We start from the raw sequence: 14,513 nt of genomic DNA on the forward strand, positions 1-14,513 counted from the left end.
GGGTTTCAAAACTCGGGTAGAGCCCAGGCCAGGATTAAGCACCTGTCTCCGCTCCAAACATAGTTTTTCTTCAAACCGCAGTCACTCAAGCCTGGAAAAGCCGGTGGGGGAAGGCCTGTCACAGACTGTGCGCAGCAGGGATGCTGCGCTCAAGCCCCCATGGATGGGTTCACGGCGTGTCTGTGACAGGCCTTCCCCCAGCGGCGGCACTCCAAAGCAGGAGGCCAGCACATTAAGAGGTCAAACTCCCAAGCTAAACTTTGATGCTCAACAGAGGTTCGCCGGGAGTAACGGCCTTGCCGGGCTCAACATGCATGGCGCTGATCTGGCCGGCAAGTGTGGCGTTTATTTCGAATTCCATTTTCATGGCCTCGACGATCACCAGTGGATCACCCTCTGCCACGGTATCCCCGGGCTTTACCAGGCACTTCCAGATGTTGCCGGCGATCTCCGCACTCACCAGTTCCCCGAATCGCTCGAGGTCAGACACATCCGCTTTCGGCGGTGCCTTGGCCAATTTGTCGAGTTCCGCCGCTTCACTGTCTTTCCACAGGGCCACTTCTTTGGCATAGGCTGCCTGCTGCAGTTTGCGGAAGTCGGCGATGGAGTCGGCGTTGGCGTCGAGGAAGGCCTGGTGGGTTTTGAGGTCGAAGGTTTCTTCTTCGATCTTTACTGTCAGCTGGCCGGCGCGGAACTGGTCTCGCATGTCGTCCAGTTCGGCTTCGGAAACGGGGTAGTAGCACACCTGGTCAAAGAACCGCAGCAGCCAGGGGGCGCCTTCGGCGAACTGGGGGTTTTTGAGGTATTTGTTCCAGATGGGCAGGGTGCGGCCGACCAGCTGGTAGCCGCCCGGGGAGTCCATGCCGTAGATGCACATGTAGACGCCGCCGATACCCACGGTGCCTTCGGCGGTGTAGGTTCTGGCCGGGTTGTATTTGGACGTTAACAGGCGGTGCCTTGGGTCCAGGGGCACGGCGCAGGGGGCGCCCAGGTAGACGTCGCCCAGGCCCAGTACCAGGTATCTTGCCGAAAACAATACATCCGCCACTTCTTCCCGCGTTGCCAGGCCGTTGATGCGTTGCATGAAGTCAACGTTATTGGGCAACCAGGGTGCAGTGTCGCGGACGGACTGGCGGTATTTGTCCACCGCTTCGAGGGTGGCGGTGTCTTCGAAGGCCATGGGCAGGTGGATGACGCGGCTGCGGACTTTCAGTTCGTCCGTGGGCGGCAGGGTGGCTTCCAGGTCCAGCAGGTATTCCATCAGTGCCTGCTGCGGCAAGATGCGGGCGTCGTATCTTAGCTGCAGGGAACGCACACCCGGGGACAGTTCCAGTAGTCCCGCGGGTTGCACATCAGCGATGGCTTCCATCAGGGCATGGATGCGCAAACGCACGCCCAGGTCCATCACGTTGGGGCCGTATTCCAGCAATATGTACTGGTCGCCGGCCTGGCGGTAGGTGACTTCCGGGCGGCCGTCGGTTTCCTCCAGGTGGGCGAGGATGGTAGCGGACAGGCCGTTCAGCGGTGCGAGATCCGGAGCCATCAGCTTCGGCACCGGTGGCGCCATCAGGCTGTTGATGGCCAGTTCCTGGCGTTTGGACAGTTTGACGGCGGTATCGTTATCGATGGCCACGAAGCGGATAGTGTCGCCGGGTTTTACCTGGCCAACTTTCCACAGTTCCGCCTTGGCGATGGTCACCGGGCATACGAAGCCGCCCAGGCTGGGGCCGTCCTTGGTCAGGATCACGGGCATGTCGCCGGTGAAGTTGATGGAGCCGATGGCGTATTCGCAGTCGTGGATGTTGGAGGGGTGCAGGCCAGCTTCGCCGCCGTCTTCCCGGGTGAATTCGGGTTTGGGGCCGTTCAGGCGGATGCCCAGGCGGTTGGAGTTGTAGTGCACTTCCCAGTCTTGCTCGAAGAACTTCTCGATGGACGTTTCGGTGAAGAAATCCGGGGCGCCATGAGGGCCATAGAGCACGCCGATTTCCCAGTGGTCGGGATAATCCGGGATCAGGTCCGGGTCCGCCGGGGCCGGGTCGTGGGTTGGTGCCGTCGTGGTGCAGGCCGGCAGGCTGATCTGGCTGATGCCCAGCATGTCACCGGGGCGCAATGGCCGGCCGCCATGGCCGCCGAACTGGCCAAGGGCGAAGGTGGAGCGGCTGCCCAGGTACACCGGCACATCGAACCCGCCGCGAACCGCCAGATAGGTGCGACAACCCTTGATGGCCTTACCCACCGCCAGAACCTGGCCGGCTTTTACGGTGATGGGTTTCCAGAATTCCACCGCTTTGTCGTCCAGCGTGGCTTCGGTCAGCGCACCGGTCAGGGCCACCACCGAGTCCTTGTGGAACTTCAGGCTGGGGCCGATCAGCGTTGCTTCCAGACCCGCCGCCTCAAAGTGGTTACCCACGATACGGTTGGCAATGCGGAAAGCGTAATCGTCCATCGGGCCACTCGGTGGCACGCCAATGTTCCAGTAGCCCACACGGCCGGGGTAATCCTGCACGGTGGTATAGGTACCGGGTTTGACCACTTCCGCCACCGAGGGTTTGAACTCGAAGCTCTCCAGCGCACGCGTAGAAACAATGCCATCGGCAAAGCTTTGCTGGGCCACCACCTGGCGCAGGTAATCCAGGTTGGTGGCGATGCCCATCAACCGGGTCTCTGCCAGGGCGGCTTTGAGTTTGGCCAGGGCGTCGGCGCGATCTTTGCCGTGGACGATCAGCTTGGCGATCATCGGGTCGTAGTGGGCCGAGACCTGGCTGCCGTTTTCCACCCAGGTATCGATGCGCACGCCGTCTTCCGGCCAGTGCACATCAGTCAGCTCGCCCGGGGAGGGCTGGAAGTCTTTCAGCGGGTCTTCGGCGTAGATGCGCACTTCCATGGACGCGCCGTTCAGTTCCGGCTCGAAACTGGCCAGGTCCGGGCTTTCGCCGGCGGCGATCTTCAGCATCCACTCGATCAGGTCCAGGCCGGTAACAGACTCGGTCACCGGATGCTCCACCTGTAAGCGGGTATTCACTTCCAGGAAATAGAACTCGTCCCGGTCGGCGTCGTAGATGTATTCCACGGTGCCGGCGGAGCGGTAATTCACCGACTGGCCGAGAGACACGGCCGCGTCCAGCATTTGCTGGCGGGTGGCGGCTGGCAGGTTCGGGGCCGGGGTTTCTTCCACTACTTTCTGGTTGCGACGTTGCAGAGAACAGTCCCGTTCACCCAGGGCGACCACATTGCCTTCGCCATCTCCGAACATCTGCACTTCCACATGGCGGGCGCGGGCGATGAAGCGCTCCAGGAACACGCCACTGTCATTGAAGAAGCTCTGGCCCTGGCGGCGCACGGTTTCAAAGGCGTCCCGCAGTTCGGCTTCGCTGTTGCACCGGGTCAGGCCGATGCCGCCACCGCCGGCGGTGCTTTTCAGCATCACCGGGTAGCCCAGCTTGTTGGCTACGGCAACCGCTTCGTCCAGGCTGTCCAGCAGGCCGCTACCCGGTGCCAGGGGCACGCCGGCGGCTTCCGCCAGTTCCCGGGCCCGGTGTTTCAGGCCGAACTCGCGCATCTGGGTTGGCGTGGGGCCGATGAACACAATGCCTTCGGCCTCACAGGTTTCCGCGAAGTCGGCGTTCTCAGAAAGAAAGCCGTAACCGGGAATGATGGCCTCGGCACCGGTCTGTCTGGCGGCGGCGAGTATCTGCGCCTTGTCGAGATAGGTTTCGCTGGCGCCGTTGCCTGTCAGGGCGACCGCTTCATCGGCCGTTGTCACATGCAGGCTGTGGCGGTCTTCATGGGAATGCACGGCCACGCTGGCAACGCCCATGGCCTTGAGGGTACGGATGGTGCGAACGGCGATTTCACCGCGGTTGGCGATCAGTACTTTGCTGAACATGGTGTGGAATCTCCTTAAGCCTTGCCGGATGTGCCGGAATTGCCAGAATTGAGGGAAGTGATGTAAGCGCGCCAGCCGCCGAACTCGGTCACGTCCCGGGCGCCTTCAAAGCCGTAGCCTTCGCAGATAAAACCGTTCACCCAGCGGCCATCCGCCAGTTCCACATTGCCGATGCCCAGCGGCGCCGGGATCAGGTCCACAAAGGAGCCGAACGCCGAGGCCGGCATTTCCCACACTTCCACGATGATTTGCCGGCCCTCCCCATCTGCCACCCGCTTCAGCCCGGGCTTGGGCGGCGTGGTGTTGGGCAGGGCATAGAGGCGGTAGTTGGCGGAGGTGGTGGTCTGCTCCAGTAGTGCGGAGTAACGCTCGGTGAGCTGGGTGTTCAAAGGCATGCCGCTAAGGTGCGCACCGACCACCGCCACCTGGATGGTGGGCGTGGAAATCTCCGCGCCGGGTGTTTCTTCCGGCCGGGGTTTGTCGGTGGCGCCCAATGGGGTGGGGTGGGCATTCAGCCACTGGCAGGCCAGGTGCTGCAGTTCGGTGTCTTTCCAGGCGCCGCTGATCAGGGTAACGCCGAAGGGCAGGCCATCGTCCCGGAAGCCGGCGGGAATGGCCAGGGCACTGAAGTCCGCCAGGTTGACGAAATTGGTGTAGGTGCCCAGCTGGCTGTTCAGCGTGACCGGGTCGTTGTTGACCGCTTCAATGGTCGGCGCCGTGGGGGCGGTGGGCACCAGCAGGGCATCCACATCGGCCAGCAATTCATCAATCTGGCGCAGCAGTTCTTCCTTGCGGTACTGGGCCCCGAAGGTATCCGTGGCCGTGAACTTGCCGGCGTTGGCGATGATGCTTTTCACCACCGGGTTCATCTCGTTGCCATGGCTGGCCATGAAGGATTCCACCGCGGCATGGCGCTCTGCCACCCAGGGGCCTTCATAGAGCAGGGCTGCCAGTTCCAGCATGGGGCTGAAGTCCAGGGGCACCAGCTCCACATTCTGCTGGCGCCACTGGCTGATGGCCGTGTTCCAGGCGGCTTCTGCCTGCTGGTCACCAAACCATTGCGGGTGTTCGGGAATGGCCAGGCGCTTGATCGGGCCGGGGCGACGAATGGCCGGGCCATCCAGGGGCAGGGCATAGGGCGCCTTGCGGGAGAAGGCATCGTCGGCATCAAAACCGTCCATGGCATCGGCCACCCGACCGGCGTCGTTCACGGTCAGCGCAAAAATCGACACACAATCCAGGGAACGACAGGCCGGCACCACCCCGTGGATGCTGAACAGCCCTTTGGTGGGCTTCAACCCCACCAGATTGTTCAGCCCGGCGGGCACCCGGCCGGAGCCGGCGGTGTCCGTGCCCAACGCAAACGGCACCAGGCCGCGTGCCGTAACAGAGGCCGAACCCGAGCTGGAGCCCCCGCTGATCACATCCGGATTGAAAGCATTGGAGACCGCCCCATAAGGCGAGCGTGTGCCCACCAGCCCGGTGGCAAACTGGTCGAGGTTGGTCTTGCCGATCAGCACGGCACCTGCGGCCTTCAGCCGGGCAATCACCGTGGCGTCCTCTTCCGGCGAATAGGCATAGGCCGGGCAGCCTGCCGTGGTTTCGAACCCGACAGCGTCAATATTGTCCTTCGCTGCGAAAGGAACGCCATACAGCGGCAGGCGGCTGATATCGCCACCCACCTTGTTAAGGGTACCCGCCAGATCGAACAACGCCGCCTGCAACTGCGTGCTCCCTGACAGTGCAATCCAGGCGTTGTCGGCTGTATCCAGGCTGGCGACCAGTTCGCCTAGCAGTTTCTCGGGCGTAGCGCCCGATTGATAGGCGTTCCGCCAGTCCTCAATGGTCCATCCGAGTGTTGCGGGCATGGTTCGTCCTCATGTGCGTTATCAACTTGTATACATGAGCAATGGCAATGCCCGTGCCATTCGAAGTGGATTTAAAAATAACCAATAGAAACAGATAGATATGTGGATATGGCAAGAAAGGAGACATTTTGAGGGCGCACTATCGATGGGCAGATGCACCAGAAAAAGGCCCGGAAACCGAAGATTTGTGGCTTCTGGAACGCGGGAAGGGAGGTGCCGGATAGCTTGTATACTAGATAACTTGCTGTTTTGGATGGGGTTCAGTGAAAGCTGGAACGACAGATGCAGTGGCAGGAGTGCGTTTACTCAAGCGAATGGCACGAACCAACCTGCAAACAAGGACGCACAACATGACCATCAAAAAACACGTGAAACTTGGCCTCTCAGCGCTGGCCCTCTCTGTCTCCCTTAACGCCATGGCCGCCGAGGACCCGATCAAGGTCGGTATCCTTCACTCACTCTCCGGCACCATGGCCATCAGTGAAACGGTCCTGAAAGACACCGTGGAAATGCTCATTGAAAAGCAGAACGCCGAAGGCGGCGTGCTCGGCCGCCAACTGGAAGCGGTGGTAGTAGACCCGGCCTCCAACTGGCCACTGTTTGCGGAAAAAGCCCGCGAGCTGCTGGCCCAGGAAAAGGTCGACGTGATCTTCGGCAACTGGACTTCGGTGTCCCGCAAATCCGTACTGCCGGTGGTGGAGGAACTCAACGGCCTGCTGTTCTACCCGGTTCAGTACGAAGGTGAAGAGTCTTCCGAGAACGTCTTCTACACCGGCGCCGCTCCCAACCAGCAGGCGATTCCTGCGGTGAACTACCTGATGAACAACATCGGTGTTGAACGCTGGGTACTGGCGGGCACGGACTACGTCTACCCGCGCACCACCAACAAGATCCTTGAGACCTACCTGATGGACATGGGCGTGGCCAAGGAAGACATCATGATCAACTACACGCCTTTCGGGCATTCCGACTGGCAGAACATCGTGTCTGACATCAAGCGCTTCGGTTCCGCTGGCAAGAAGACCGCCGTGGTCTCCACCATCAACGGCGACGCCAACGTGCCGTTCTACCGCGAACTGGGCAACCAGGGCATCTCCGCCTCCGACATCCCGGTGGTTGCCTTCTCTGTGGGTGAGCAGGAGCTCTCCGGTATCGACACCGGCCCGCTGGTTGGCCACCTGGCTGCCTGGAACTACTTCATGAGCGTGGACAGCGACGCCAACTACGACTTCATCGATCAGTGGGTGGCACACACCGGTGACGAAGAAGCCGTCACCAACGACCCGATGGAAGCCCACTACATCGGCTTCAACATGTACATCGAGGCCGTCAAAAAAGCCGGCACCACCGACGTGGACGCCGTGAAAGACGCCATCATCGGTGTATCCGTACCCAACCTGACCGGTGGCTACGCCGCCATGATGCCCAACCACCACATCACCAAGCCGGTGCTGATTGGCGAAATCCAGGACAACGGCCAGTTCTCCGTGGTCTGGGAAACCCCGTCCACCGTCGCTGGCGATGCCTGGTCTGACTACCTGCCCGGTTCAAGGGACCTGATTGCCGACTGGCGCAAGCCGATGTTCTGCGGAACCTTCAACACCAAAACCGGCAGTTGCGGCGCCTCCGCCGGCGAAATGGCGGCTGCCGACGAGTAAGGCCTAGCAGCTGATATAGCAATACAGGCAGACCGGGGGTGGCCAGTACGCGGCCCCCGGTTGTCGCCTCCGCAACCCGCTTTCAACAGACAGGACAGATTATGGGCATCCTCCGATCGCTCACATTGCTGCTTATTGCCCTGGCTTCCGTGCTCTCACTTCCTGCCACCGCACAGCAGGACGATCCCGGCAAGCAACTGCTGTTCAACCTCGCAGAAGCGCCGGCCAGCCAAGTGGAGCAGGCCATCCAGGCCATCGTCAGCAGCGGTGATTCCAGAGCCAGGGGCTGGCTTGAAGCCTACGGCAACAACCGCCTGAGCCGGGTAAAAGACACGGGCCAGGTCGTCGTGGTGCTGAACAACCGGGGCCGCGACTGGACAATTGCCAACCCGCTGACCGGAGAGAACATGGACGACATGTCCCGCCGTGAGCTGGACAGGGTCGCCATCAACAACCGCATTCGTGGCCAGCTTGAAGGCATACTGGCCATGCTGGACCTGAACGCCCCGGACCCGAACGTGCGTGAAGCCTCCGCACAGGACATGATGGGCAAGGTGGACGCCTCCCTGGTCGAGCCGCTGGAAGCGCGTCTGGAACTGGAAGAGAGCGCAAAAGTGCGCAACCGAATTGAAGAAGCCCTGGCCATTTACCGGGTGGGCGAGGGCAACCTGGAGGCCGTGGACGTGCTGGCCGGCAGCCTGCACCCCCGTGCCCGCGCCGCCCTCAACGAGGCCGTCCGGGGCGAGAATCCTGCGCTGGCCACCAAGGCCAAACAGGCACTGAGCACCATCGAACAGAAACTGAAACTGAACCGTGCTGCAGAGACCCTCTATTTTGGCCTCAGCCTCGGCTCGGTTCTGGTACTCGCCGCCATCGGCCTGGCCATCACCTTCGGCGTGATGGGCGTGATCAACATGGCCCACGGCGAACTGATCATGCTGGGCGCCTACACCACCTGGGGCATGCAGCAGCTCTTCCCCGGCCAGCCCGGCCTGGCACTGATTCTCTCGATTCCCGCCGGCTTTTTGGTGGCCGCCACCGCAGGCATCATCATCGAACGCAGCGTGATCCAGTATTTGAAGGGCCGCCCCCTGGAAACCCTGCTGGCCACCTTCGGTATCAGCCTGATCCTGCAGCAACTGGTGCGTACCGTGATCTCCCCCCAGAACCGTACCGTGGTCACGCCGGAGTGGATGAGCGGCTCGCTGGTGATCAACGACGCACTCTCGCTCACCCTCAATCGCCTGTACGTGCTGGGCTTCGCGCTGGTGGTTTTCGCGGCACTGATGCTGATCATGCGCAAGACCCGCCTGGGCCTGGAAGTGCGCGCTGTGACCCAGAACCGCAACATGGCCCGCTCCATGGGCATCCGCGCTACGCGGGTAGACATCATGACCTTTGCCCTGGGCTCCGGCGTTGCCGGCCTGGCCGGGGTGGCGCTTTCCCAGCTCACCAACGTCGGCCCCAACCTGGGCCAGAACTACATCATCGACTCCTTCATGGTGGTGGTGTTCGGTGGCGTGGGCAACCTCTGGGGCACGCTGATTGCCGGGCTCTCCCTGGGCACCATCAACCAGCTGCTGGAACCCTGGGCCGGTGCCGTACTCGCCAAGATCATCGTGCTGGTGTTCATCATTCTATTCATCCAGAAACGGCCAAAGGGGCTCTTCCCCCAGAAAGGCCGGGCAGCGGAGGGCTGAGTTATGGCGGTATCACAGAACTGGCTGCTCCGGCCCTTTCAGGAGCGTTCCACGCAGATATTCCTGGGCGTACTGTTCGCGGCCCTGGTGGTGGTGACTTTCCTCCACCTGTTCATGCCCCAGGACAGCGCCCTGCATGTCAGCGCCTACACCGTCACCCTGCTGGGCAAGTACCTGTGCTATGCCTTGCTGGCGGTCGCGGTGGACCTGGTGTGGGGTTACCTCGGTATCCTCAGCCTGGGCCACGGCGCCTTCTTTGCCCTCGGTGGCTACGCCATGGGCATGTACCTGATGCGCCAGATTGGTGACCGCGGCACCTACGGCGACCCCATCCTGCCGGACTTCATGGTGTTCCTGAACTGGGACGAACTGCCCTGGTACTGGCTGGGCTTCGACATGGCCTGGTTCGCCTTCATCATGGTGCTGCTGGCACCGGGCATTCTGGCGCTGGTGTTCGGCTTCCTGGCCTTCCGCTCGCGGGTGACCGGCGTGTACCTCTCCATCATCACCCAGGCGCTGACCTTTGCGCTGATGCTGGCCTTCTTCCGCAATGAAATGGGCTTTGGCGGCAACAACGGCCTGACAGACTTCCGCGATATCCTGGGCTTCAACCTGCGCACCGACGCCACACGGTTGGGGCTGTTCATCGCTACCGGCATCGCCCTGGCCATCGGCTACGTGATCTGCCGCGCCATCGTGGCCAGCAAACTGGGCCGGGTCAGCATCGCCTGCCGCGACGCCGAAGCCCGCACCCGCTTCCTGGGTTACAGGGTGGAACGGGTGCAGCTGTTCGTGTTCGTGGTGTCCGCCATGCTGGCGGGTGTGGCCGGGGCGCTGTACGTGCCGCAGGTGGGCATCATCAACCCCAGCGAATTCTCGCCGCTGTTCTCCATCGAAATCGTGGTGTGGGTGGCCCTGGGTGGCCGCGCAACTCTCTACGGCGCGGTGATCGGCGCCATCCTGGTGAACTACGCCAAAACCGTGTTCACCGGCGTCATGCCGGACGCCTGGCTGTTGATGCTCGGCGGCCTGTTCGTGCTGGTGACCGTGTTCCTGCCCAAGGGCATCGCCGGCCTGCTGCAGAAACGCCAGAAGCCGGATAACAACGACACCGAAACGCCCGAAGCACAGGAGGCCACCGCATGAGCATGCTGGAGCAACTCACCCATCGCGACCGCGTGTTCGACTTCCTTGCCCCCGTGGCCTCGCCAGTCGACGTGCGCCACGGCCCCATCCTGTACATGGAAGGCGTGAACGTAAGCTTTGACGGCTTCAAGGCCATCAACAACCTCAACCTCACGGTGGATGACGGCGAACTGCGCTGCATCATCGGCCCCAACGGCGCGGGCAAAACCACTATGATGGACATCATCACCGGCAAAACACGCCCGGACACGGGCTCCGTATGGTTCGGCAGCCGCCACAACCTGCTCACCAAGAACGAGCCGGACATCGCCAGCCTGGGCATCGGCCGCAAGTTCCAGAAACCCACCGTGTTCGAAGCACTCACCGTGTTCGAAAACCTGGAACTGGCCATGGCCGCCGACAAACGCATCCTGCCCACCCTGACCGCCATCATGAAACCGGAATACCGGGACCGCATCGACGAAGTGCTGGAAACCATCGGCCTGCAACAACTGCGGGACAGACTCGCCGGCATCCTCTCCCACGGTCAGAAACAGTGGCTGGAAATCGGCATGCTGCTGATGCAGAGGCCAAGGCTGCTGCTGGTGGACGAGCCGGTCGCGGGCATGACCGAACAGGAAATGGAACGCACCGCCGAACTGCTCACCAGCCTGGCCGGCAAACAGTCCGTTGTGGTGGTGGAGCACGACATGGGCTTTGTGCGCTCCATCGCCCGCCAGGTGACCGTTCTGCACCAGGGCAGCGTGCTGGCCGAAGGCACCATGGACCAGGTCTCCAACGACCCGGAAGTGATCAAGGTATACCTGGGGGAGGAGGCGTAATGCTCAAGATCCAGAAGCTCAACCAATACTACGGCGAAAGCCACACCCTCTGGGATCTGGACCTGGACGTACCCCAGGGCCAATGCACCTGCGTAATGGGCCGCAACGGCGTGGGCAAAACCACCCTGATGAAATGCATCATGGGCGAGGAAGCCACCAAAAGCGGCAGCATCGAATTCGCCCAGGATGTGGAACTCACCAAAAAGAAAATTGAAGACCGCTCACGCCTCGGTATTGGCTACGTGCCCCAGGGAAGGCAGATATTCCCGCTGCTGACCGTGGAAGAAAACCTGCGCACCGGCCTGGCCGTGCGTGCAGATGGCAGCAAGAAAATTCCCGAGCGGGTGTATGAGTTGTTTCCGGTGCTGAAGGAAATGAAGAATCGCAGAGGTGGTGATCTATCTGGTGGGCAGCAACAGCAGCTGGCCATTGGCCGGGCGCTGGTGATCGAGCCCAGGCTGCTGATTCTGGACGAGCCGGGGGAGGGCATTCAGCCGAACATAGTGGCGCAGATTGGGGAGGTTATTCGCAGGCTGATTGAGGAGGATGGCCTGACGGTTCTGCTGGTTGAGCAGAAGTTGCCGTTTGCGCGGAAGTATGCGGATCGGTTTGCGATTTTGGATCGGGGGAGGCGGGTTGCTGAAGACGAAATCGGTGGTCTTACCGATGAGCTGATCAAAAAGCATCTTACGGTGTAAGGGGCTATCGGAAAATCGCACTATTGCGCCGATTGTGCGAGGCCCTGAAAGACCACTACGACCTCGGCGAGGAAACCGGCGACTGCCCCCACACCGCCATCAACGATCTGCAAAGCCGCCACCTCGAGCTGATACTGGTCGAATCCGGTGGCGACAAGATCCTCCGCAAAGGCGGCCCCGGCATCACCAAATCCGACCTGCTGATCCTCAACCAGATCAACAGCGCCGAACAGGTACATGCTTTCCCGGATGTGATGGACCGGGATTCAAAGAACATGCGCGGCTAAAGGCCCTTCGTGTTCACCAACCTGTATGACGGGGTAGGGCTTGAGACGATTATCAGCTTTATTCTGGAGCGCGGCCTGCTGACCGAAAGACGCCCGAACCAACTTACCGAAACCGCTTAAGATAAAGGTGAAAAGACCACGAGCACATTCACCCGACTACTGATGTCCACCGGACTGATGGTTTCCGCCACCCCGGCCTCCGCCCATTCCTGCCACGAAGCCATTGGCGACGGCCGGCATATTGGACGCCTGTTTGCGATTGGAGCCTCCGGCATCGTTGCTGTCTATACGCTGAAGCGAGCAAAGCGAGGCGCTAAAGACTGAGGTCTCCATTGGTAGTGCCCATGTTGCTCTACCTTGAGGAGTCCGAAAAAGCGTAGGGAAAACAGGTAGCTGTTCGGGATGACCGGACAGCTTTTTGTGGCATAAAAAATATGTTTTTTTGTAATTGAGGCAGGAAAAAAGCACGGAGATGGTCTAGTGTAGGTAGCTAAACACTACGGAAGCGCCGATTGTTAGGGATAATGTCCTATGGGCCCCTCAGTACTCACACAGTTACAGCCTCTTCTACACCTCTGGTATTTTATACCACTCATACTGATGGTAGCCATCCTGCGCTCTCCCTGGTTTAAAGGCCATCTGGGAGAGTTCGTTGTTAACGTCTGCGCTCGCCTGTTCCTGGATAAAGACGATTACCACCTGATCAATAACGTCACCCTGCCCACTGAAGACGGAACTACACAGATTGACCACATCATCGTCTCCGAATACGGCGTGTTTGTGGTGGAAACAAAGAACATGAAAGGCTGGATCTTTGGCAATGCCAAACAGCGCCAATGGACCCAGAAGATCTATCGACACTCCCAGAAATTCCAGAACCCGCTTCACCAAAACTACAAGCATATGAAAACCCTTCAGGCACTACTCGGGCTGACTGACGCGCAGATTCATTCAGTGGTGGTGTTTGTGGGTGATGTGACCTTCAAGACCGAGATGCCGGCGAATGTCACCCGGAGTGGCGAGTATCTGCGATTTATTAAGTCGCATACCGAAAAGGTACTGATTACGCAGCAAGTTCGGGAGATGGTTGAGATGATTGCTTCGGGGCGGTTAAAGGTTTCGTTCAAGACGCATCGGGAGCATGTGAAGCACGTCAGGACAATTGTTGATGAGAAAGATAACGCAGTTCGTTGCCCCAAATGCCATGGCGAGATGGTTCGCCGCATGGTCAAACGTGGGGAAAATAGTGGGAAAGAGTTTTGGGGCTGTTTGGGGTTTCCGACGTGCCGTGGAGTGCTGAACCTTCAGCCGGAGTAGCGAGAATTGGATCCAGTTTCGTATTTGTTTGCCGCTTACCTGAGCACGGTGCAGACCAATGTTCAGGATCATGTTGCCGAAAGATTCGGCACCCAGATTACGCCCGTCGAAATCGAATACGAAGGTGTGAATGTCGCCTTTCAGTACCAGCTTTGGCGAGTCAGGGATAAAAGCGTTTGCGGCAACCTTAGCCAAAACCTGAAAGCTTTCTCCAATTGCAGCCTGAAGGCCAAAGAACTCTTCGGTGCGCTTTGTTCGGAGCTCTCCAAACCGCCACAGCAGAACTGGAAGCATGGAAAGTTTCGGACGATGTATTGCAATGCCTCTATGTCGTTTAAGCCGACGATTGCGAGTGTGAGTGCTGCTTTGGTCGGGACTGAGTTTGAGAAGGCGAGACAGACCTGCAATGCGGCCACTGTGGCGGCTATGGGGAGCCGAGAACCGAGGGTTTTGCGGGATAAGAGAGAGAAGTGTGGGGTTTATCGGGAGTTGAAGTTTGGAAAATAATTCTGAAGATCATGTAACCAGCCTCCCATAGTCCGTCACCCGGAGAATCTGAACCAGGTGGAGATTGTGGGACAGTGCTACTGGCGCGGTGGTCGGGTTTTTTAGCAATAATTGGATAGTTGGGATGAACCGAAGAGTGAGAATGGAAGCCATCTCGTTCAATTACACGGATTCTAGGGGACACACGACCGACTGGACAGTATCTGGCTGGAATGAATCGGGACGTTATATCCAGGGTGTTTGCACCGTTGATGAACAGTTCCGGACCTTTCGAAAGGATCGAATCAATCGCTATCTCGGCGGTAGTGAAGTGGCGATCACTGTCCCGTACACGCCGCCGCCACCTAAGATCGAGACACGCCCACAGATCTGTTTTACCGGCTTTCAAAAAGCGCAGCGCGCGACTCTTGAAGCATTCGCTAGCGACAACCAGATGCTCGTCCGGAAGGACGTAACCAAAGACCTGGCATTCCTGTGCTGTGGTCCGAGCGCAGGTCCTTCTAAAGTGAGCAGAGCGCGGGATAAGGGTTGCCTGGTTATTGAGGAGTCGGGATTGAGAACGATGGTTGAGACTGGAGTGCTTCCCGAGTCCTGGGAGTTTGAGTGCTAGCGCCAGATTCAGCAT

11 protein-coding genes and 1 pseudogene are annotated in these 14,513 nt (G+C 59.9%); 10 read left to right on the forward strand and 2 right to left on the reverse strand.

The window, feature by feature from the left end; genetic code table 11:
* Window positions 1-253: 253 nt before the first annotated feature.
* Together uca and atzF are read right to left on the reverse strand one after the other, a co-directional pair.
* Window positions 254-3,886: an urea carboxylase gene (gene uca / locus QPL94_RS07570; RefSeq protein WP_285356563.1), complete on the reverse strand. Its 3,633-nt coding sequence runs from the start codon at window positions 3,884-3,886 to the stop codon at window positions 254-256.
* Between the two features lie 14 nt (window positions 3,887-3,900).
* The gene (gene atzF / locus QPL94_RS07575) at window positions 3,901-5,754 is read right to left on the reverse strand and encodes an allophanate hydrolase (protein ID WP_285356564.1); all 1,854 of its coding nucleotides are present in this window, start codon (window positions 5,752-5,754) and stop codon (window positions 3,901-3,903) included.
* Window positions 5,755-6,104: 350 nt separating this feature from the next.
* Here atzF and urtA point away from each other — a divergent pair, with 350 nt between their 5' ends.
* The 10 genes and pseudogenes from urtA to QPL94_RS07625 all read left to right on the forward strand — a co-directional run bounded on the left by urtA (window position 6,105) and on the right by QPL94_RS07625 (window position 14,498).
* Window positions 6,105-7,412 carry an urea ABC transporter substrate-binding protein gene (urtA, locus tag QPL94_RS07580; RefSeq protein ID WP_285356565.1) on the forward strand — a complete coding sequence of 436 codons (1,308 nt, stop codon included), beginning with the start codon at window positions 6,105-6,107 and terminating at the stop codon, window positions 7,410-7,412.
* Between the two features lie 101 nt (window positions 7,413-7,513).
* Window positions 7,514-9,112, forward strand: a complete 1,599-nt coding sequence (gene urtB / locus QPL94_RS07585) for an urea ABC transporter permease subunit UrtB (protein ID WP_285356566.1) — start codon at window positions 7,514-7,516, stop codon at window positions 9,110-9,112.
* Window positions 9,113-9,115: 3 nt separating this feature from the next.
* Window positions 9,116-10,258, forward strand: coding sequence for an urea ABC transporter permease subunit UrtC (gene urtC / locus QPL94_RS07590; protein ID WP_285356567.1), 1,143 nt, complete (start codon window positions 9,116-9,118; stop codon window positions 10,256-10,258).
* The gene (gene urtD / locus QPL94_RS07595; protein ID WP_285356568.1) at window positions 10,255-11,079 is read left to right on the forward strand and encodes an urea ABC transporter ATP-binding protein UrtD; all 825 of its coding nucleotides are present in this window, start codon (window positions 10,255-10,257) and stop codon (window positions 11,077-11,079) included. Before urtC ends, urtD begins: the two co-directional genes overlap by 4 nt.
* Entirely contained in the window at window positions 11,079-11,777 is a 699-nt protein-coding gene (urtE, locus tag QPL94_RS07600) for an urea ABC transporter ATP-binding subunit UrtE (protein ID WP_285356569.1), read from the forward strand. Before urtD ends, urtE begins: the two co-directional genes overlap by 1 nt.
* Window positions 11,778-11,791: 14 nt before the next feature.
* Window positions 11,792-12,184 (forward strand): annotated as a pseudogene (locus tag QPL94_RS07605) (P-loop NTPase family protein).
* Window positions 12,185-12,226: 42 nt separating this feature from the next.
* On the forward strand, window positions 12,227-12,388 hold the full coding sequence (locus QPL94_RS07610; protein ID WP_285356570.1) for a hypothetical protein: 162 nt from the start codon (window positions 12,227-12,229) through the stop codon (window positions 12,386-12,388).
* 276 nt (window positions 12,389-12,664) lie between these two features.
* Window positions 12,665-13,381, forward strand: a complete 717-nt coding sequence (locus QPL94_RS07615; RefSeq protein WP_285356572.1) for a nuclease-related domain-containing protein — start codon at window positions 12,665-12,667, stop codon at window positions 13,379-13,381.
* A gap of 6 nt (window positions 13,382-13,387) precedes the next feature.
* Window positions 13,388-13,888 (forward strand): hypothetical protein, encoded by a 501-nt coding sequence (locus tag QPL94_RS07620; protein ID WP_285356573.1) that lies wholly within the window; start codon window positions 13,388-13,390, stop codon window positions 13,886-13,888.
* Between the two features lie 142 nt (window positions 13,889-14,030).
* Window positions 14,031-14,498: a BRCT domain-containing protein gene (locus QPL94_RS07625; protein ID WP_285356574.1), complete on the forward strand. Its 468-nt coding sequence runs from the start codon at window positions 14,031-14,033 to the stop codon at window positions 14,496-14,498.
* Window positions 14,499-14,513: the final 15 nt, after the last annotated feature.

The sequence above is a fragment of the Marinobacter sp. SS13-12 genome (genome assembly GCF_030227115.1).
In the GTDB taxonomy this organism is placed as follows: Bacteria; Pseudomonadota; Gammaproteobacteria; order Pseudomonadales; family Oleiphilaceae; genus Marinobacter.

Bases quoted from the DNA above. Each gene is read 5' to 3' on its own strand.
- uca (WP_285356563.1), bottom strand. From the start codon at position 3,886: ATGTTCAGCAAAGTACTGATCGCCAACCGCGGTGAAATCGCCGTTCGC.
- atzF (WP_285356564.1), bottom strand. From the start codon at position 5,754: ATGCCCGCAACACTCGGATGGACCATTGAGGACTGGCGGAACGCCTAT.
- urtA (WP_285356565.1), top strand. From the start codon at position 6,105: ATGACCATCAAAAAACACGTGAAACTTGGCCTCTCAGCGCTGGCCCTC.
- urtB (WP_285356566.1), top strand. From the start codon at position 7,514: ATGGGCATCCTCCGATCGCTCACATTGCTGCTTATTGCCCTGGCTTCC.
- urtC (WP_285356567.1), top strand. From the start codon at position 9,116: ATGGCGGTATCACAGAACTGGCTGCTCCGGCCCTTTCAGGAGCGTTCC.
- urtD (WP_285356568.1), top strand. From the start codon at position 10,255: ATGAGCATGCTGGAGCAACTCACCCATCGCGACCGCGTGTTCGACTTC.
- urtE (WP_285356569.1), top strand. From the start codon at position 11,079: ATGCTCAAGATCCAGAAGCTCAACCAATACTACGGCGAAAGCCACACC.
- QPL94_RS07610 (WP_285356570.1), top strand. From the start codon at position 12,227: ATGTCCACCGGACTGATGGTTTCCGCCACCCCGGCCTCCGCCCATTCC.
- QPL94_RS07615 (WP_285356572.1), top strand. From the start codon at position 12,665: ATGGTAGCCATCCTGCGCTCTCCCTGGTTTAAAGGCCATCTGGGAGAG.
- QPL94_RS07625 (WP_285356574.1), top strand. From the start codon at position 14,031: ATGGAAGCCATCTCGTTCAATTACACGGATTCTAGGGGACACACGACC.